The 20,191-nt window shown below is 32.1% G+C and carries 23 protein-coding genes and 1 riboswitch; of the genes, 14 read left to right on the top strand and 9 right to left on the bottom strand.

Going from position 1 to position 20,191, the window contains the following annotated elements; genetic code table 11:
* The first annotated feature begins 55 nt into the window (after positions 1–55).
* The 3 genes from tnpA (at position 56) to B5X49_RS05795 (ending at position 2,269) form a co-directional block, all read left to right on the top strand.
* Complete coding sequence (tnpA, locus tag B5X49_RS05805; protein WP_045748692.1) at positions 56–481, top strand: IS200/IS605 family transposase; 426 nt, start codon at positions 56–58, stop codon at positions 479–481.
* Positions 465–1,586, top strand: coding sequence for an RNA-guided endonuclease TnpB family protein (locus B5X49_RS05800; protein WP_045749946.1), 1,122 nt, complete (start codon positions 465–467; stop codon positions 1,584–1,586). Before tnpA ends, B5X49_RS05800 begins: the two co-directional genes overlap by 17 nt.
* Positions 1,587–1,732: 146 nt before the next feature.
* The gene (locus tag B5X49_RS05795; RefSeq protein ID WP_211026753.1) at positions 1,733–2,269 is read left to right on the top strand and encodes a DUF4256 domain-containing protein; all 537 of its coding nucleotides are present in this window, start codon (positions 1,733–1,735) and stop codon (positions 2,267–2,269) included.
* Between the two features lie 57 nt (positions 2,270–2,326).
* On the opposite strand, the gene lysS is transcribed toward B5X49_RS05795, so the two are convergent.
* Genes lysS through tilS form a run of 5 tightly spaced genes read right to left on the bottom strand, consistent with a single transcriptional unit; the run spans position 2,327 to position 7,828 of the window.
* Complete coding sequence (lysS, locus tag B5X49_RS05790) at positions 2,327–3,814, bottom strand: lysine--tRNA ligase (protein WP_045748694.1); 1,488 nt, start codon at positions 3,812–3,814, stop codon at positions 2,327–2,329.
* Between the two features lie 59 nt (positions 3,815–3,873).
* A complete protein-coding gene (locus B5X49_RS05785; protein WP_045748695.1) occupies positions 3,874–4,119 on the bottom strand; it encodes an RNA-binding S4 domain-containing protein in 246 nt (81 codons plus the stop codon).
* 5 nt (positions 4,120–4,124) lie between these two features.
* Entirely contained in the window at positions 4,125–6,044 is a 1,920-nt protein-coding gene (gene ftsH, locus B5X49_RS05780) for an ATP-dependent zinc metalloprotease FtsH (RefSeq protein ID WP_045748696.1), read from the bottom strand.
* 17 nt (positions 6,045–6,061) lie between these two features.
* Entirely contained in the window at positions 6,062–6,601 is a 540-nt protein-coding gene (gene hpt, locus B5X49_RS05775) for a hypoxanthine phosphoribosyltransferase (protein ID WP_045748697.1), read from the bottom strand.
* A gap of 3 nt (positions 6,602–6,604) precedes the next feature.
* The gene (tilS, locus tag B5X49_RS05770; protein ID WP_045748698.1) at positions 6,605–7,828 is read right to left on the bottom strand and encodes a tRNA lysidine(34) synthetase TilS; all 1,224 of its coding nucleotides are present in this window, start codon (positions 7,826–7,828) and stop codon (positions 6,605–6,607) included.
* Positions 7,829–7,886: 58 nt separating this feature from the next.
* Here tilS and B5X49_RS05765 point away from each other — a divergent pair, with 58 nt between their 5' ends.
* Entirely contained in the window at positions 7,887–8,444 is a 558-nt protein-coding gene (locus B5X49_RS05765; protein ID WP_045749947.1) for a Maf family protein, read from the top strand.
* Between the two features lie 29 nt (positions 8,445–8,473).
* Here the strand turns inward: B5X49_RS05765 and hslO are convergent, their stop codons facing one another.
* Positions 8,474–9,358, bottom strand: a complete 885-nt coding sequence (hslO, locus tag B5X49_RS05760; protein ID WP_045748699.1) for an Hsp33 family molecular chaperone HslO — start codon at positions 9,356–9,358, stop codon at positions 8,474–8,476.
* A 61-nt stretch (positions 9,359–9,419) separates the two neighbouring features.
* Between hslO and dusB the strand changes: the two genes are divergently transcribed.
* The gene (gene dusB, locus B5X49_RS05755; RefSeq protein ID WP_045748700.1) at positions 9,420–10,409 is read left to right on the top strand and encodes a tRNA dihydrouridine synthase DusB; all 990 of its coding nucleotides are present in this window, start codon (positions 9,420–9,422) and stop codon (positions 10,407–10,409) included.
* Between the two features lie 217 nt (positions 10,410–10,626).
* Positions 10,627–12,033, top strand: coding sequence for a uracil-xanthine permease family protein (locus B5X49_RS05750; protein WP_045748701.1), 1,407 nt, complete (start codon positions 10,627–10,629; stop codon positions 12,031–12,033).
* Between the two features lie 95 nt (positions 12,034–12,128).
* Here B5X49_RS05750 and B5X49_RS05745 read toward each other — a convergent pair whose 3' ends face one another.
* From B5X49_RS05745 to B5X49_RS05735, 3 genes are all read right to left on the bottom strand, one after another.
* Positions 12,129–13,499 (bottom strand): NCS2 family permease, encoded by a 1,371-nt coding sequence (locus B5X49_RS05745; protein ID WP_045748702.1) that lies wholly within the window; start codon positions 13,497–13,499, stop codon positions 12,129–12,131.
* A 106-nt stretch (positions 13,500–13,605) separates the two neighbouring features.
* A riboswitch (purine riboswitch) is annotated at positions 13,606–13,708 on the bottom strand.
* Positions 13,709–13,750: 42 nt separating this feature from the next.
* Positions 13,751–15,016 (bottom strand): GTPase HflX, encoded by a 1,266-nt coding sequence (hflX, locus tag B5X49_RS05740; RefSeq protein ID WP_045748703.1) that lies wholly within the window; start codon positions 15,014–15,016, stop codon positions 13,751–13,753.
* Entirely contained in the window at positions 15,003–15,305 is a 303-nt protein-coding gene (locus B5X49_RS05735; protein WP_211026752.1) for a winged helix-turn-helix transcriptional regulator, read from the bottom strand. The genes hflX and B5X49_RS05735 overlap by 14 nt, the downstream gene beginning before the upstream one ends.
* A gap of 156 nt (positions 15,306–15,461) precedes the next feature.
* On the opposite strand from B5X49_RS05735, the gene B5X49_RS05730 reads away from it, so the two are divergent.
* From B5X49_RS05730 to B5X49_RS05700, 8 genes are read left to right on the top strand one after another with little or no spacing between them, the layout of a single operon-like run.
* The gene (locus B5X49_RS05730) at positions 15,462–16,214 is read left to right on the top strand and encodes a diadenylate cyclase (protein ID WP_045748705.1); all 753 of its coding nucleotides are present in this window, start codon (positions 15,462–15,464) and stop codon (positions 16,212–16,214) included.
* A 12-nt stretch (positions 16,215–16,226) separates the two neighbouring features.
* Positions 16,227–16,403, top strand: a complete 177-nt coding sequence (locus tag B5X49_RS07675; protein WP_159444496.1) for a hypothetical protein — start codon at positions 16,227–16,229, stop codon at positions 16,401–16,403.
* Between the two features lies 1 nt (position 16,404).
* Positions 16,405–17,991, top strand: a complete 1,587-nt coding sequence (locus B5X49_RS05725) for a PAS domain-containing protein (protein WP_045748706.1) — start codon at positions 16,405–16,407, stop codon at positions 17,989–17,991.
* 2 nt (positions 17,992–17,993) lie between these two features.
* Positions 17,994–18,515, top strand: a complete 522-nt coding sequence (locus B5X49_RS05720; protein WP_045748707.1) for a 5-formyltetrahydrofolate cyclo-ligase — start codon at positions 17,994–17,996, stop codon at positions 18,513–18,515.
* Positions 18,516–18,527: 12 nt separating this feature from the next.
* Positions 18,528–18,812 (top strand): YutD-like domain-containing protein, encoded by a 285-nt coding sequence (locus B5X49_RS05715; RefSeq protein WP_052669844.1) that lies wholly within the window; start codon positions 18,528–18,530, stop codon positions 18,810–18,812.
* A 32-nt stretch (positions 18,813–18,844) separates the two neighbouring features.
* Entirely contained in the window at positions 18,845–19,078 is a 234-nt protein-coding gene (locus tag B5X49_RS05710) for a NifU family protein (protein ID WP_174688549.1), read from the top strand.
* A 1-nt stretch (position 19,079) separates the two neighbouring features.
* Complete coding sequence (locus B5X49_RS05705; RefSeq protein WP_045748708.1) at positions 19,080–19,541, top strand: divergent PAP2 family protein; 462 nt, start codon at positions 19,080–19,082, stop codon at positions 19,539–19,541.
* Between the two features lie 31 nt (positions 19,542–19,572).
* The gene (locus tag B5X49_RS05700) at positions 19,573–20,139 is read left to right on the top strand and encodes a hypothetical protein (protein WP_079560735.1); all 567 of its coding nucleotides are present in this window, start codon (positions 19,573–19,575) and stop codon (positions 20,137–20,139) included.
* Positions 20,140–20,191: the final 52 nt, after the last annotated feature.

Here is a 20,191-nt window from a genome sequence, read left to right as displayed (position 1 = left end):
ATGGTATAATATATTAAATAAACCATTCAGTATAAAAGTTAAGGGGCGCTCTAATATGAAGAATTTCGATAACAATAACCATTCAGTATTCAAATTAAACTTTCACCTTATTTTGGTTATAAATTATCGAAGAGAAGTCCTTGATGAGAAGATATCGAATCGACTTAAAGAAATTTATATAAATATAGCAAAGACATATAACATCTCCTTACAAACTTGGAATCATGATGTGGACCATGTTCACATACTTTTTACGGCACACCCTAATAGTGAGATTTCAAAATTTATTAATGCCTATAAATCAGCATCTTCAAGGTTAATTAAAAAGGAATTTCCAAGTATTAAGAAATTTTTATGGAAAGAAGCTTTTTGGAGTAAAAGTTTTTTATTACTAACAACTGGTGGTGCACCTACTGAAGTTTTAAAACAGTACATTGAAACGCAGGGGGAAGACTGTGAAAAAAATGCATATAGCATATAAATTTAGGATATATCCAAACCCTGAACAACAAATCTTAATAACTAAAACACTAGGTGCTTGTCGTTTTATTTGGAATCAGATGTTATCAGATAAAATCGCTCACTATGAATCAACTAAAGAGATGTTATATAATACGCCAGCTCGTTATAAAGAGGCTTTTAGTTTCTTAAATGAAGTGGACTCATTGGCACTAGCTAATCGTCAACTTCATCTAGAACGTGCATTCAAGTCCTTCTTTTCAAAACAAACCAGTTTTCCTAACTTTCAAGCAAGAAAGAAAGATTATGGTTATACTACAAATATAGTGAATGGAAATATCAAAGTTTTAGATGGATTTATAAAATTACCTAAACTAGGCTTAGTTAAGTTAAAGAAACATCGACACATACCAGAAGACTATAAACTACGATCAGTGACGGTATCTAAAAGTAAAACAGGTAAATATTACATTTCAATCTTATTGGATTATGAAACAGTCATATCACCATGTGAAGTAAAAACTACTATAGGTCTTGATTTTGATATGACAAACTTTTATGTAGACAGTGAAGGTAATCGATATGCTTATCCGGAAAGTATCTTGTTGGACCAACAAAAACTTAGAAGGCTTCAGTCAAGCCTATCTAGAAGATACCAACCGAATAAGAAACAAAAAGATCAAAGTAAGAACTATTTTAAACAACAACATAAAGTAGCAATACTTCATGAGCGTATAACAAACAAACGTCTAGATTTTTTACATAAACTATCAGATTCGATAGCCAAGACATCAGATAGTGTAAGTATAGAAACGCTAGACCTTAAGCAGATGGCAACCAGTAACAAACATTACGCTAAACAGATTTCAAGATTTGGTTGGTATAAATTTATCACCTTACTTGAATACAAGTTAAACAGATTAGGTAAAACACTAGTTAAAATAGATAAGTGGTATCCATCGAGTAAAATGTGTAGTAGATGTGGTCACTTAAAAACAGAGTTAAAACTAAGTGAACGTATATATAGTTGTGAGCATTGTAGACAAAATATGGACCGAGACTATAATGCAGCAGTCAATATAAGAAATAAGGGTTTAGAACTACTTAAAGTTGAAAACTTAGCATAAGTTATTAGAACCGTAGGAACTACGGGGATAGCCTACTGAGACACTAAAGAATACTTTAGTTTGGGTAGGAAGCCCCCACTTCAACATAAAATGTTAAGTGGTGGGTAGTTCACTTTTATATAATGACATCGAAAGGTAGTTTGAAAATGACAACAGAAAGACAACAACAATTAAATATTTTAAAAGATAGATTTTTAATCCATATGTATAGACACCCATCGAGTAGTTGGGAAGAAATTGAAGAAAAACTTGTTAAGAATGAACAATTAATCGATACATTAATCTTAATGGAACAAACAGGTGGAGAACCCGATTTAGTTAAAACTCCAGATGGATCTTATATATACGTTGATCTTTCTAAAGAATCCCCTAAAGGTAGAAGAAGTCTTTGTTACGACAGAGAAGCACTCAACAGTAGAAAAGAACATAAACCCGTATCAAGTGTTATGGATATGGCATCTGAAATGGGTGTATGGGTTGTCGATGAGAAACTTTATTATTTTCTACAATCAATAGAATCACTAGATCTTAAAACATCTTCATGGTTATTAACACCTAAAGAATTTAGAGCATTAGGTGGAGCTTTAAATGCAGAAAAAAGATATGATAGAGTCTTCACGTTCCATAATGGAGCAGATAGTTATTATGCATCTAGAGGATTTAGAGCATATATTAAACTATAAATAAAAAGCTTTAAGCAAAGTTATTATGTACTTTCTGCTTAAAGCTTTTTTGTTTGATTATTTAGTTTTTTGACGAGCGTGTGGGAATAAAATCACATCTCTGATGTTTGGTGTATTGGTTAATAACATAACGATTCTATCAATACCAATTCCTATACCACCTGTTGGAGGCATACCATATTCAAGTGCTTCAACAAAATCTGTATCCATCTCATTGGCTTCATCATCACCCTTAGATTTTTGGTCTAATTGTGCTAAGAAACGAGATTTTTGATCAACAGGATCATTTAATTCTGTAAATGCGTTAGCATATTCAGAACCCATGATAAATAATTCAAAACGGTCTGTGAATCTAGGGTCATTTGGGTTTGCTTTCGCAAGCGGTGAGATTTCAACAGGATGACCAAATACAATGGTTGGTTGAATAATTGTTTTTTCAACAAATTCTTCAAAGAATGCCTCAATGATATGTCCAAGTGTGAAGTGTTTTTCTAGTTCCACATGATGTTTTTTAGCAAGCATTACTGCATCATCTAAACTCATAGGTTCAAAGAAATCAACACCTGTTTGTTCTTTAATTAAGTCAACCATGTGTGCACGTTTAAAGTTTTTAAGATGTACGGTGACATCCCCAAAAACAACATCATGAGTTCCCAGTACTTCAAAAGCAACAGAAGATAAACAGTCCTCAACCAAATCCATCATATCTGTTACATCGCCATAAGCCATATAAGCTTCAACTGTTGTAAATTCAGGATTATGTTTCGCATCAATACCTTCATTTCTAAAGAGTCTACCAATTTCATAAACACGTTCTAAACCACCAACGATTAATCGTTTTAATGGTAATTCGGTTGCAATTCTAAGATAGAAATCCATATCTAAGGCATTATGATGTGTAACAAAAGGTTTAGCAGCAGCACCACCTAAAATAGGATGTAGCACAGGTGTTTCAACTTCAATAAAATCATTGGAATCAAAATAGTGTTGGAAAGCACGAATGATTCTTGGTCTTAGTCTTGCTACACGACGAGCATCTTCATTTACAATTAAATCCACATAACGACGACGTCTAGATTCTTCCTTATCTTGAAGACCATGGAATTTATCCGGAAGTGGTGTAATTGCTTTAGTTAAATGGATGAATGCATCGGCTTTAACCGTTAATTCATCAGTTTTTGTTCTAAAGAGAACACCTTTAATACCAACGATATCACCTAAGTCTGAGTGTTTGAATAAATCAAACTGTTCCTCACCTACATGATCTAATCTAATATAAACTTGTATTCTACCGTCTCTGTCTTGTAGTTGAATAAAACCTGCTTTACCTTGTTGTCTTTTTAATACAATACGACCAGCAATACTTACAAATTGATTTAAGGATTCTAATTCATTATGTGTTTTATCACCAAACAAATTAAATATTTCTAGTGACTGATGGCTACGTTCATATCTAGAACCAAATGGGTCAATACCCTTTTCTTTTAATTCAAGGGCTTTTTGTAATCTAATTTTTTGTTGTTCATTTAAATCTTCAGGAAACATCTTTATTTCCTCCTTCGGTTTATGTTTATTATAATATATTTTCCATTAAAAAACGATCTTTATGATCGTTTTTCTTCTGATATGAATTCATACATTTCTTGATCTTTTATAGGTGTTAAGGATGTAATTTTAAAGGTAAGTATCTTAAGTCCTAGATGTAGTGTGATGGTATCACCGATTTTAACTGTTTTACCAGGCTTGGCGAGTAAGCCATTTATGAAGATGCGATCAGCATCTGCAACATCTTTAGCAACACTACGTCTTTTGATAATTCTAGATACTTTTAAGTATTTATCAATTCTCAAAAGTGTTATTCCTTTGGATTTAAGCTCTCTTCTTGGTTATCCCACCAAGAAAGCTTACCTGTGGATGTAATTTCTTCAATATCAGTTTTGGTTAATGTTTCAACTAAGATTAAGTATTTAGCGATATTATCTAGTAATTCTTTATTTTCAAGAATCACTTTCTTAGCAGTTTCATAACATTCTGTAATGATGTGTCTAACGGCCTTATCAATTTCAAGAGCAACTTGATCAGAGAAGTTCTTATCCTTTAAGTAATCTCTTCCTAAGAAAACATTCCCACGGTCAGACTCATATTGAATCGGACCTAATTCAGACATACCATATTCAGTAACCATACTACGTGCAAGTTGCGTTGCACGTTTGAAGTCATCATATGCACCGGTTGTAACGTCATCAAACATGATTTCTTCAGCAACACGACCGCCTAAAGCAGAAGTGATAATTGCCAATAATTCTTTTTTAGAATAGTTGAATTTTTCATCAACAGGTGTATATAAAGCATAACCACCTGCACGTCCTCTTGGAACGATTGTAACTTTTTGTACAACAGAAGCATTTCTTACTTTAATTCCAATAACTGCATGTCCAGCTTCATGGTATGCAACCATTTCTTTTTCTTTGGGTGAATATTTTCTTGATTTTTTAGCAGGTCCCATAGTGACACGGTCTGCTGCTTCATCAATATCTTGCATCGTAATGACTGTTCTATTTTCTCTTGCTGCTAATAATGCTGCTTCATTGAGTAAGTTTTCAATATCAGCTCCTGTAAACCCTGGGATACGCATTGAAATTTCACTAAATTTAATAGATGGGTCTAATTTTTTTGTACGTGCATGAACTTTAAGGATTGCTTCACGAGATTTTTGATCAGGAACTTGCATGGTGATTTGACGGTCAAATCTACCAGGTCTTAATAAAGCAGGGTCTAAAACGTCAGGACGGTTTGTAGCAGCAATAATGATAATACCTAAATTCGCTGCGAATCCATCCATTTCAACAAGTAATTGGTTTAATGTTTGTTCACGTTCATCGTTTCCACCACCTAAACCAGCACCACGTTGACGACCTACTGCATCGATTTCATCAATAAAGATAATACAAGGTGCATTTTCTTTAGCGACTCTAAATAAATCTCTTACACGAGAAGCACCAACCCCTACATAGAGTTCGACAAAGTCAGAACCACTAATTGAGAAGAAAGGAACTTCAGCCTCACCTGCAACAGCTTTTGCAAGCAGAGTTTTACCAGTACCAGGCTGCCCAACAAGCAAGACACCTTTTGGTACTCTAGCACCCATATCATTATATTTTCTAGGATTTTTTAAGAAGTCGATGAGTTCAGCCATTTCAACTTTTTCTTCATCAGCTCCAGCAACATCGCTAAATTTAACTTGTTTACCACGAGAGATTTTTGCTCTATTCTTTGTAAAGTCTTGAGCTCTATTGTTTTGAGAACTCATGGATCTAAACATAATAACTACAAATACAATAGGTAATGCAATAAATAAAATATTGATAAAGATTCCCCAGAAATCAAAGGTTACATGTGGTACAAAAGCCATCACTACAGGAGTTGTTGGATTTGCTGTATTATATGTTTCAACCACATTGTATAAATTATCTAAACGATCACCGTAAATAATAATTCTATAACTTCCGACTTTATCGGGTTGATTACCTTCTGTAAAGGTACCTGTTATTTGCCATAAATTAAAGTTGTCTCCACCGACATACTCGCCTCTAATTGTTGCAATATGTCCTTGTTCAATCGCTTGAATAAATCCAGGTTCATCAAATTCTTTCACACCAGGTTTTGTCATTTCAGTAAATAAGAAATACATACCAATAGCTAATAAGATGATAATAATGATGACCAGAAAATCAGGACGTATGGGTGATTTTTTAGGATTTTGTTGTTTGTTCATAATGTTTCCTTCCTATGTTATTTAATGTATACGCTAGGTTTTAAAACACCAACGTAAGGTAAGTTTCTATAAAACTCGTTATAATCTAGTCCGAATCCAACAACGAATCTCTTTGGAATAGTTATACCGATATAATCTGGAATGAGTTCAACTTTTCGTCCAGAAGGCTTATCAAGTAATGTAACAACTTTTACTGATCTTGCACCACGGTGTAATAATAAACTAGTAATGGTTTTAACGGTAGCACCTGTATCAACAATATCTTCAACAATAACACAGTCTCTATTCATGACACTACGTTCTAAATCATATTTAATCTTTACATCTCCAGAGGATTCAATACCACCATGATAACTGGATACTGCCATGAACTGAATCTCAATTGGAATCTCTACACGTTTTATTAATGCGGACATAAATGGTACACAACCATTGAGTAGTCCGATAAATAAAGGATTTTTATCTTTATAATCTTCGGATAATTGTTTCCCTAGTTTTAAACAAATTGCTTCAATTTGTGCTTCACTTACTAATACTTCATCGATATCTTGATGCATATATTAAGACTCCTTTATCGCTAAATATATTTTGTTATCATGACCCAGTGTTTGATTTTTATAGAGTCCAGGAATCCAAAGAATGGTTCCAGATTGGTCAACAACTAAAATGAGTTTATCTCTTTGTTGACGTGGGACTTTTAAATCAATCAAGAAACTTTTTAATTTTTTTCTACCATAATCAAAACTTAAGATATCTCCATCTTTTCTTGTTCTAATCAATAGTGGAAAATCTAATTTATTATAACATATTTCAATATGTTCCATAGGAATATCGGCTTTATTGTGGGAAATCGTGAGAGTTTTAGAATTTGTTGAACCAAGATTATTTTCTCTGTGTTTAATAAATACATCGTTATACGTTTTAAGTAGGTCATATTCTTTATCTAGTTTGATTTCTATATGTGGTTTTTTAGAAGATATTTGTTTGATAATATTATCAATTTTCTCAGTACTTTTATAGATGGAATAGGTCTCTAATAAATAGGAAATTACATCTTTCTTAACTGCTTCATGAAGCGAAATAAAGCAATCTAATTTAAAATTATTTTTACCATCTAGAAATGATAATGAGGATTTTCTAACATAATCGAAGGTTGTATATAATTGATCTGAGTATTTCTTAATTTGAGTTAAGAAATTTCTCTCCTCTTTGAGTTTCGGAATGATATGATGCCTAATTCGATTTCTTAAGTAATCATCCCCTTGATTACTAGAGTCCTCTAGAAAATCTACTTGATTGTCTGCTGCATAATTATAAATTTCTTCTTTGGAAACATGAAGAAGTGGTTTATAATAGTAAAAGCCATCCATCAAAAATACATCTCTCATACCAGAATATCCGAGTAGGTTTGATCCTCTCATTAATTTCATTAAAACAGTTTCCGCTAAATCATCTAAATGATGCGCAGTAACGATATGGTTTGTATGATGGTTTTTGGCAACCTCTTGTAAATGCTGATATCGGATCTGTCTTGCTTGTTCTTGAAAATTTCCATTTTTAATATTTAATTTGATATAATGATAAGAAACATCATGTAATTTACAAATTGATTGAATAAGTTCATGATCTAAATTTGAATCCATTCTCTTTTGATGATTGAAGTGAACAACAACAAAGTTGTAACCTCCCTTCATAAACAAATCTAAAAGAACCATGGAATCTATACCACCAGATATTGCAAGTATATATAATTTTTTTGGATCAAGTTTGATTTTTAAATTCATAAAATCCACACATTCATTCATAATAATGATATTATATCATGTAAAGGAAGAGATAATTATGCTAATATTAGGTTCACAATCCCCCAGAAGAAAAGAATTATTAGAAAGTGCTGGTCTTATTTTTAATACCGTTAAGCCTTTATTTGATGAGGATAGTCTTCCATATGAAGGTGACCCTTCTGAATATGTCAAAGAACTGGCTAAAGCGAAAGCTCATTCGCTTGTAAGTACATATCCAAAAGATGTTATTTTAACAGCAGACACAATTGTAGTTGTTGACCATGAAATATTAGGTAAACCTAAGGATGAAGAAGATGCATTCCGTATGTTAAGTCTTTTAAATGACAAGATGCATACTGTTTATACTGCTGTTTGTATTAAATATATGGATAAAGAAGAAGTGTTTTTAGAAGAAGCAGATGTTGAGTTTAATAAAATGAGTGAACTAGACATTAGAAGTTATATTCAAACAGGTGAGTCTTTAGATAAAGCAGGAGCATATGCGATTCAAGGAATAGGCTCTAAATTTATTAAGCATTACGAGGGAGATTTCCATACCATTATGGGGTTACCTTTAAAAGCATTATTAACGAGACTTAAAAACTATCCAATATAATAAAAGAGAAGAAAAAAACGAGTAATAAATCAACTCGTTTTTTTCTTCTTTTCAATCATTTCTTTTAACTCATCTTCTAAGAAAAGATGTTTCTTACCACAGTAATGACATACAATTTCAACTTGTTTATCTTCAATAAGGAGTTCTTCAAGTATTTCCACATTTAAATTAAATAAAGAGGATTTATATTTACTACGTCTACATCCACAGTAGTATTTAATCTCATGTTTTTCAAGTATCTTTTCAGTACCATCTGAAAGGATATTTATCATATCTTCTGGTAAATGATGATTTCTTAGAAGATCTGTAATAGATGGAATTTTAGATAATATGTTTTCCAACTTAGAAATAGTTGCATCACTTGCATGAGGTAATATTTGAATAATAAAACCACCCGATGCAATTACTTTTTTCCCATTAGAAACTAAAACGCCTAATCCAACAGAGGATGGGGTTTGTTCACTGGTTGCATAATAATACGTAAAATCTTCAGCGATTTCTCCGGATACTAAAGGAGCAGATGAGGTGAAGTAATGACCCTTCCAATCTTTAGTAACAAATAAATTTCCGTTACCAACTGCACCACCCACATTGAGTTTTCCTTTTTTAGGTCCTTCTTCATAAACCATATATACATTTGGATTTTCAATGGTTGATTTAACTTTACCTTGAAATGCCTCAACAGTCATTGGACCAATAGGACCATCACCATCGATTTTAAGTGTTAACCTTTCTCCATCTTTATACATTAAAGACATCATCGCAGATTGTGTTAAAAAACGACCCATTGCTGCAGACGCTGTTGGTAATGTTTGATGCAGTTTTCTTGATTTTTCTACTAATTTTGTAGATATGGATGCATAAATTCTAGCCTCGCCATCATAGCTAAGCGCAATAACTGTATAATCTTTCATAATAAACCTCAAAACATATTATAACCTATAAAGTATGATAAAATATCAAACGGTGATTAAAATGAGTTTTAAATTGGGAAATTATGAGATAACAAACAAATTAATATTAGCACCTATGGCTGGTGTATCCAATAGTCCATTTAGATTAATGGCAAGAGAATATGGTGCAGGTGTGGTTTATGCAGAAATGGTTTCTGATAAAGCCGTTTTTTTTCAGAATCCAAAAACACTTGAACTTTTATATATGACGGTTGAAGAAAAACCTGCTGCTCAGCAGATTTTTGGTAGTGATCTAAAAACGATGGTTGAAGCAGCAATGTTTATTGATAAAAACTCTAATTGTGATTTTATTGATATCAATATGGGATGTCCTGTACCAAAGGTTGCTATTGGTGCTCAAGCGGGTGCATCTTTAATGAAAGACCCACAAAAAATATATGATATTGTAAAAGCAATAAGAGAAAATATAACCAAACCAGTCACAGTAAAAATTAGAAGTGGTTGGGATAGCGATTCAGTCAATGCTGTTGAAGTCGCTAAAATGATTGAAAAAGCCGGGGCTTCTGCAATAACTGTGCATGCAAGAACAAGAGCACAAGGTTATTCTGGAGAACCAGATTTAGATGTCATTAAGGCAGTTAAAGAAGCAGTATCGATTCCTGTCATTGGAAATGGAAATATTATAGATGGAAAATCTGCAAAACATATGTTAGATTATACAGGTTGTGATGCAGTTATGATTGGCCGTGGTGCATTAGGTAACCCTTGGATTTTTAGAGAAATTAACGCATTTTTAAATGAAGAAGAAGCACCTAAAAGAACTTATGAAGAAGTTAAGGTTTTAATGATCAGACATTTTAAAGAATTATCAAGATTAAAAGGGGAACATACAGCTTGTTTAGAGATGCGTTCTCATGGACCATGGTATTTAAAGGGTTTTGAAGGAGCTAGCCAAGTTAGAGCTAAACTCTCTAAGGTTTTAACAGAAAAAGAATACTTAGATATATTAGATGAATATTTTGCAGATTTAAAAGGTGAAATTAATTTCTAAAATTAACTATGTTTCCATATGAATAGACAATTATAAAATTTCTAAAATATTTTACATTAATTTACTTGCAATCGTATAATTCATTTGGTATACTTGGAAGAAATGTAAGTCCTAAAGAAAACACTTTACGGTCTAAAATGGAAACACACCTTCTTTAATAGGACACGAGTAAGTGTCTTTTTTTTAGGAAAAATTACATTTAGGAGGAGAAATACAGATGAATAAGCATGGTGTTGTAGGCTACTTACCAGATGAGAAGCCAAGTTTAGGTAAAGCAATTGTATTTGCTTTACAGCAGTTTCTAGTTATGCTTCCTGCTACAGTCTTAGCAGCAATCATAATGAACGGATTCGGAATGGAAATATATTCTATTCCAGCAGCAATTCTAGCAAGTGGTGTCGCTACGATTAGTTTCTTACTAATCACGGGTTTTAAAATCCCATTATATTATGGTTCTTCATTTTCATATATTGGTGCAGTCGCTATTGTTGTTACATATGGCGTTAACAATCTTCATCAATCCAGTTCAGTTTTAGGGTCTGTTTTAATTGCCTCCGTCATCAGCGGATTCATGTCAATTGGAGCAGGCCTTTTAATTAGGTATTTTGGTAAAGATAAAATAGATAAGGTTTTACCTGGTCATATTACAGGAATGATCGCAATGATTATTGGGTTATCACTTGCAGGTAATGTGATGGGTGGTATCTTAAATGTTAATAATAATCAGGTTGATTGGTTAAGCGTCTTGGTTGCCTTAGTAACATTCTTAACAATATCTATTTTAACTGTTGTTTTAAAGAAAGGATTCATTTCTCAAATACCTATTTTGATTGGATTAGTTGTTGGTGTGACACTATCTTATCTACTATGGGTACCATCATTAGGTGCAACTTGGAGTTTTGAGAATTTAGGTACATATCTACAAGGTATAAATGATGCTCCAACAATTGGTATGTTAGATGTCATGCCTTGGGTTACAATACCTGCAGCACTTAATACACCTAATTTAATAGGTATCGCAATTATTGCAATCTTCCCGATTGCATTTGCAACCATTCCAGAATCTGCAGCGCATGTGAATCAAATTGATTTATATGTCAATAACCTTTCTAAAGATAAAGAAGGTAAAGACTATATGATAAGAGAGATGCTGGATGATAATTTAATTGGTGATGGTGTGGGTGATATTGTTGCAGTATTATTAGGTGGACCTGCAGGAACAAATTATGGTGAAAACGTGAGTGCATCTGCAGTAACTAAGAACTTCTCAAGTTATGTATTCTTTATTACAGGGATACTTGCAATACTCGTTGGATTATTACTAGAGATTTTAAAATTAGGAGATTTGAGTTTAATACTTACAAATCCAGTTGTTCAAGGTGTATCGTTATATCTCTTTGGTGCAATTGCTGTTCAAGGGATTGCATTAATGATTGAGAAAAAAGTTGATATATTTGATCCTAAAATTATAGCAGTCATGGCATTTATTGGTATTGTTGGATTAGGGGTTGCTTCAATTCCTGTTACAGAGAACTTTGTATTACCTGGAATTGGTGTTGCAGCTATTGGTGGTATCTTATTAAATCTCTTACTAAACGCATTTTCAAACATTAAAAAAGATTAAAATTTAACAAGTAAACGAATATAAAATAAAAACCCAACTTCCAAATGGTTTGAGCTCTAACCAATGGAAGTTGGGTTTATTTTATAAGTTTTAAGTTATAGAAGGTTAGCCATTAAAGCAAAATAGATAATGAATAAGATAGATGAACCATAAATGATTGGATGAACAGATTTAATTTCACCACGAATCAATTTAATTAATGAATACATGATAAATCCAAATGCAATACCATCTGCGATACTTGATGTAAATAACATACCTGCAATTGTAACAAAACAAGTGATTGCAGAAGTCATATCAGACCAATTAATTTCTTTTAATTGTTGTGCCATTAAAACCCCAACAAGTACAAGTGCACCTAGTGTAACTGCACTGTGTGTAAATAGATTAAATATAGGGAATAGTGCAAGAGATATTAAGAAGAGGATAGCAACAACAACAGAAGATAAACCTGTTTTAGCACCAGCTTCTACACCTGTTGTTGATTCAACATAAGATGTAATTTCAGGAGTACCTAATGTGGAAGATAATAATGTTCCAATAGAATCAGCAAGTAAAGCTTTATCTAAATTAGGAATGTTACCTTCACTGTCTTCTAATTTAGCACCACGACCTACTGCAACTAATGTACCTGCAGTATCGAAGATATCAACAAATAATAAAGCAAAGATTAAGAACACGCTGGAATAAAGTGGTTGATTGAATACGGTTTTAAATCCTTCAATTACACCGACAAAAGCAACATCTTTAATATCAGCAAATTGATCATAATTAAATGCTTCAAAATTAGGCATTCCAGCAACACCCATCACTTCACCTAAGAAAAGACCAATAAGTGCTGTAAAGACAATCGAGATAATAAATGAGAATTTAGAAATACCGTGTTTAAGTGAGTGTACAATAAATATGGATATTACTGAGAATAAACCTAGAAGAACAGTAGGACTTGTTAAATCACCTAAGGATAGTTGACCATTCCAAACAAATACGCCAGATAAGCGAAGACCTACAAAAGCAATAAAGAATCCAATGCCCACACTAATTGCAGCTTTTAAATCATTAGGGATTGCTTTAATAAGTGTACGTCTTAGTGGTGTTAAGGAAATCAGTAAGAATAACAATCCACCCATAAAACTTAATGCAAGTGCTTCTTGCCAAGTATAACCGTATTGTCCAATGATGACACCGACGAAGAATGCATTAACACCCATTCCTGGAGCTAAAGCAACTGGAAGATTGGCTAGTAAAGCCATAATTAATGTTGCTAAGAATGCTCCAACAACTGTAGCGAAGAAGACTCCACCATATGGAATACCTGCCTCACCTGACCATAACCCAGATGCAATTCCTGGATTAACTACTAAAATATAACTCATTGCCAAGAAGGTAACAATACCTCCAATAACTTCTCCACGCATCGTAGCGTTACGTTCTTCAAACTTGAAGAACTTCTTGATAAAATTCATGTATTTTCTCCTTTTTCTTTTTGTTTGAAAGGATGTCTGAAAAAATAAAAAAACCATTTGATCTTGCTCAAGGAACAAAGGGTTTCTATCTACACGACAACTTAAAAAAAGAAAAGTTGGTCATCGTAGTCACACAATTTACGGTGGTGTGGTAGAAACTCTGGCTACCATATTTAGCCAATTATACGACAAAACTATCAAACATCTATGAGTATATCATGCCTATTTTTTTTGTGCAACTGATTTTATAATTAATTTACATTCTTAGAGGTTAGAATGTATTTTTCAAATAAGTGTAAATCTTTAGGATTTAAAACAACACGGGTATAAATACCTTCGGATTGATAAGATGTTTCTAAAACAGTATGATTAGATTTTAATATTTGATATAGATTTCCTGAGTCAAATGGAAGTAGAAGCTTATAAATTCTCGCATCCTTATAAAGCATAGAATCGATCATTCGATATAAATCATCAATACCTTCACCTGTCTTACTAGAAATTTGGATGTAATCATCTTGTATCATAGGAGCAGGTAAACCTAAATCTTTTTTAGTAACAACCAATATTCTTGGAGTATCTTTACAACCTAAACCTTCTAATACTTGTTTGGTTAAAGATAACTGAAGAAGAGAAAATTGTTTACCATCAACCATATGAAGAATAAGATCCGCACTTGTAATATCAGATAAAGTAGATTCAAAAGATTTCACTAATTCAGGTGGAAGTTTTGAAATAAACCCAACAGTATCCGTTAAGATGAATGCTTGATGGTTATCTTTTTGAATACGTTTAGACTTTGTATCTAGAGTTGCAAAAAGCATATCTTTTTCAAAAACATCTGTTTTATCTTTACCATAGTGAGAAGCTAAATAATTCATCAAAGAAGATTTACCAGCATTGGTATAACCTACTAAAGCAACAATAGGGATATTATTTTTAACACGCTTTTGTCTACTAATCATACGTTCTTTTTTAATCACTTCTAATTCTTTAGTAAGTTGAATAATCTCATCATTTAATTTTCTTCTATCAAGTTCTAATTTGGTTTCACCAGGACCTTTTGCATTAAAAGAACCCCCACCTTGCCTAGATAAAGATTTACCCATACCAACAAGTCTAGGTAATAAATAAAGCTTTTGAGCAAGCGATACTTCAAGTATGGCTTGTCTGGTTTGAGCTCTTAAAGCAAATATTTGTAAAATAAGAAATGAACGGTCCAGTATCTGAACTTGCAATATTTCTTCTAAGTTTCTAATTTGACTGCTTGATAAGGTATCATCAAAAATAACCATATCTGCATTTAAAACATCAACCATACCTTTGATTTCTTGTACTTTACCACTACCAATATAGTATCTTGGATCAATACTTGATAAGGTTTGTATCACCTTATCAACAGTTTTAATTTCTAGTGCTTTTGCAAGTTCTTCTAATTCATCGATGGATGCTTTAGTAACATCATAAGGTGTTTGGTGATTCAAAGCGACCAAAATTGCACGGTCAATTTTTTGCATATAATTCACCCCAAGTTCGAATTGCATCAATCACTGGTTTCAAACTATAACCCAGTTCGGTTAAAGCATATTCCACTTTAGGTGGTACTTCAGGGTATACGGTTCTAGTTAATAATCCATTAGCTTCTAATTGTCTTAAATTTTGAGTCAGTACTTTTTGTGAGATGGTTTCAATATTTCTTTTTAATTCGGAAAAACGCATTTTACCATGCATTAAATCTCTTAAAATTAAAAACTTCCATTTTTCTCCAAATAAATTCACAGCTTTTTCTACAGAACAATTTTGCATCATAATTCCTCCCATAATAAGTATACATTGTATGCTTAGTTACAAATAGATACTAGAAAATTATAACATAATTGTGTGAGATTTCGCATTTAATATAAGTATATTATGTTATAATTTAAATAAACGAATGGTCTAAAGAAAGAGGGTAGATGAATAATGCCTGATTGGACAGCAAATCTCACGTGGTGGACCCTACTTGATTTTTATTTAATATTTATTGTATCGGTATTTGTACTTAAGTTTATACTCCATAATAAACGTATTTTATCTATGTTTATGTTTTATTTTGTTATCTTAGGCATTTTGTGGATAAGTACATTTCTTGATTTAAAATTAAGTTCATATATTTATCAACAAGCACCGATTGTTTTCTTAGTCTTTATATTTGTTGTTGGTGCACCTGATTTTAGATTGACATTAGAATCCCTTTGGAAAGAAACTGTTAAAAGCGGTATTGTCAACATGGGTAGTGAACGCACGAAAGCAGAAATTATTAAAGCAGCGATGTTTCTTTCTAAACAAAATATTGGTGGGTTAATCACCATTGAAAAACATAACAATTTAGATCAATATGCTCAAAGAGCGATTACGTTAAATTCAGAAGTATCACACGAACTCTTAATCAATGTGTTTACACCAAACACACCGATGCACGATGGTGCAGTTATTGTTAGAGGAGATAGGGTTGTTTGTGCGGGTGCATACTTTGTTTTATCAAGCAATGATAATTTTGAAAAGACAACAGGTTCTAGACACCGTGCAGCATTAGGTATTTCTGAAATCACAGATTCATTAACGATTGTAATTTCAGAAGAGACGGGTTCAATATCACTGGCAATTAACGGTGTCATGACAAAAATGAAAGATGAAAATACTTTAAATGAGTATTTATCACTCTTCATGAAGTAAGAGAGGCTAGTTATGAAAAATATTATGAAATTTTTTCTAGAACCCATTAGATTTTTAGGATCTAGAGGTGTATCTGATCGTATTGTTAAATTTTTTGACAGACATCCATGGTTAATCTATGTAGTTGCATTATTTATTTCACTAGGAGCAATCTTTATAATGTATGTTGCTCCAGTTTTAGGATTATAAGATGATAGAAGCTTTACTACAACATCCAATTTTTGGAGTTATTATTTCCATATTTATTATGATTTTAATCATTACAGAATCGATTCTTAAGGAAAGATTACTGAAGAATCGATTAACATTTTCCTTTGTGAATGTGGCTTTTTTTGTTTTATTAACATTCACATATGAAACTTTTATTTTGGCACATCAAGATTTTAAAGTTGCTTATGTGGTTTATACATATTTTAATTACTTTATATTTTTAGTTGCACTCTATCAAACATTTAGAAACGCAATTTTGAATGCGAGTCAGTATCAACTTTTTATTAAAGGTGTTAAAAATACAAAATGGAATGTTTATTATGTAGTTGACCATAAAGAACGTATTAAAGATATATCAATTTCATTACTAAGAGAACTGAACTTAGATAAACAAGAAGTTGTTGGTAAAAAGTTATTCCAAGTATTTAATTCTAAAATTAGATTTACTAAAATGAATGGTGAAGATATCAACGACAGAACCTTAGAAAAATATTATAATGATTACCGTAAAACAGTAAAACCAAGTGATACCGAAGATCAAGAACTTCATTTTCAAAATTTTAATGGGGAAACGGTTATTCTACATCTGAATATGCAACCACTCTATGTATTAGGTAAATATAGAGGAAGAATGTGTGTGGGTGAGAAAAAAACAGATGAGGCATTGATGCAAGTTGAAAGAGAACTTAAAAAAACCGATCATGAACTTGAATCCATACGTCATAAGTTTATAGCAACGCTTGAATTATCTGAAGATGGATTATTTTATATCGATTTAGACGAAAAAACAATTTGGTTAAATGACACCGTTAAAGATCAGTTGAAACTTCCAACAAATCTATTAGAAATGAATGAATACAGAAAACAAATTGAACCTAATGATTTAAAGAAATATTTATCAGTTGTTTCAGACTTAACACCGAATAAACCAAGTTATTCATTAAGTTACCGTTTAATGATTGATGGACAATATGTTTGGGTTAAAGAAAAGGGTAAACGCCTTTTTGAAGATCAAAAAACTTCTGTAATCATGGGTATTATGACACCATTACATAGTGCACACTTTAGAAAAACACATATTGAAGTCTTAGATGCATTAAAAGATGAAAACTACTTATTACCAGACTTAAAACAACTCATTAAAAATGGTAGACCGTTCCAACTGGCAATTATCAACCTAAAAAATATTCCCAAAGTTAATGAGTTACATGGTAGAGAAGTTGGAAATATGTTGATGGCTCAATATATAACGCGTTTAAAAACAAGTTTTCTAACTGAAAGCTCGGATATTTACCGATTATCCGGTCTAGAGTTTGCTATAACCATTACCGATGCAAGAAAGATGGCATCCTTAAGTCAAGGTATCAGAGCTCAAGAAAATTACTTAAATATGAGCATTGAATACGGAGCGATTACTGCTGAACTTGAAGTATTCATTGGAATTGCACAAATGTATGATGATGCGATTAATGCACAGGATTTATACCAAAATGCAGTCACAGCTTTAAAAACTGCACAATTACCACAGTATAGGGGGCAAGGGTGTTATTTTAAAGACATCAAATAATTATGAATAAAAGTGAACTAAGAAAACTAATAGTTGAGAAAAGAACAGGGATAAGTTCGAAACAAAAACTAGAATCAAAACAAAGAATCATTGAGCAAATAAAAGAAGATGAGCATTTTTTAAAAGCTGATTTTGTAGGGTTGTATTATCCTGCACATCAGGAGATGGATATCACAGAACTCATCATGCTATATCCAAATAAAGTCTTTGCTTACCCAAAAATTGTCAATGATAAAATAATGTACTTACAAATTGATAAAAACACAGAACTTAAATCCAGTTCATTTGGAGTTAAAGAACCCATCTATGGATTTGATATTACATCTAAACTGGAAGTTATTTTAGTACCTGCCCTTGGCATGACTCAAAATAACTACCGTCTAGGTTATGGAAAAGGTTATTTTGATAAATTTTTTAAAGTTTATCCAAATGCCTATAAAATTGGTATAATTTATGAAGGAGAAGAAGTGACATTTGAACCGACAAGTTTCGATGTGCCACTGGATAGCTACTTCAAAGGATAGGAGTCATGAATCATGATTATAGAAACAGAAGTTGGAAGTTTTGAAATTGTTAAAAACTACCGTGATGCATTTGATATAACGAAGTTTGTTGAAAGATATGTAGATGTTGCATTTGATCGCTATACCTATATCGTAGGGGATATGGCATCAGATATTTTAAGATTAAGAGGATTTAGTCAAGATCCTAAAGGTGTCAATGGATATAAAAAAATCCCTGATTATATCAATGAATCTTGTAACCATAATTGCCCATTTTATGTGTTAAAACGCATAAAAAAAGAACAAGTTAAAGTATAATAAATGTATCAATTTAAGGAGAACCTTGTAGAATGAGTATAGAAAATATGAAAGAACAAGTCAATCAAATCATTAAACGTGTTCGTCCATACATCCAAAGAGATGGTGGAGACATTGAACTCGTTGATATTGAAGATGGCATTGTATATGTAAAGATGGGTGGCGCTTGTGATGGATGTGCTGCAATTGATATTACCTTAAAACAAGGTATTGAAACAATGTTATTAGAAAATGTACCTGGTGTGATTGCTGTGGTGACTACGTAATATGTTAGGAATTCCAGAAGCCGTTATCGTGATTTCAATCGCTTCCATGATGATTGCTCAAGTGAGTAAGTTTTTTATTGATGCTTTAATTAATAAACGTGTAGATGAAAGTATCTTAATATCCACAGGTGGCATGCCTTCAAGTCATAGTGCACTTGTGACATCACTTTTTGTATCTATTGGATTATTTGATTATGAAACGACAGGTTCATTAAGTATTGGGTTTGCAATATCCCTTGTAGTAGCACTTGTTGTCATCCATGATTCTATGGGGATTAGGTACGAGGCAAGTAAACATGCAAGAGAGTTAAATCAAATTAAATTGAGATTAAACTTAATTGAAAATATTGATATTGAAGAAAAGAAATTAAAGGAAGCTTTAGGACATAAACCTAGAGAAGTACTTGTAGGTATCATCTTAGGTGCAATTTTAGGTATTATAGGATTTTATTTATTTAAATAAGGGATAAAGCATCTATAGGTGCTTTATTTTTATGAAAGGATTGAAACATATGCTTACAAAAAGACAATGGACAATATTTATATTTTTTATTATTGAACTTATATTTACCCTTTTTATGGTTGCATACTCAGGAGATTTAAGTTTCTTAACAGGAAATCTGGCAACCCTTTTATTTCTAGCTGCTCTTTATTTAGAAAAAAATGAGAGAAGTCGTACCATACTCTTGTTATCGGCAGTATGGATTATAGTTTATGGTGCAATTGGTGCTGCCAATATACTTGCAAGTATGTTTGCAGCAGGAGATAGTGCATTCTTAATTGATTTAGTGATATCTTTATCCATGCTTGCAGCAGTATTTATGTTTTCAACAAACTATTATCAATCTAATTTTAGATCTAAAGAAAGAAATTTAGGTATTTATGTATTGCTATTACCTTCGATTGCTATTGGGATATTTAATCTTGTAACATACTTTAATTTCATTTTTAGTCCCAATATATTAGTAGTGATCATGTTTATATTTGAAATGTTATCAGCATTAACATTACCACTTGCTATGCTTATATATACATGGATGCGCGAAAGAAGAATTGAATAATAAAAGAATTAACTTAATCTAAATCAAGAGATTAAGTTTTTGTTATGTATAC

The sequence above is a fragment of the Acholeplasma oculi genome, from assembly GCF_900166985.1.
Classification (GTDB): Bacteria; Bacillota_I; Bacilli_A; order Acholeplasmatales; family Acholeplasmataceae; genus Acholeplasma; species Acholeplasma oculi.
This window is presented reverse-complemented; position numbering and strand designations above follow the sequence as displayed.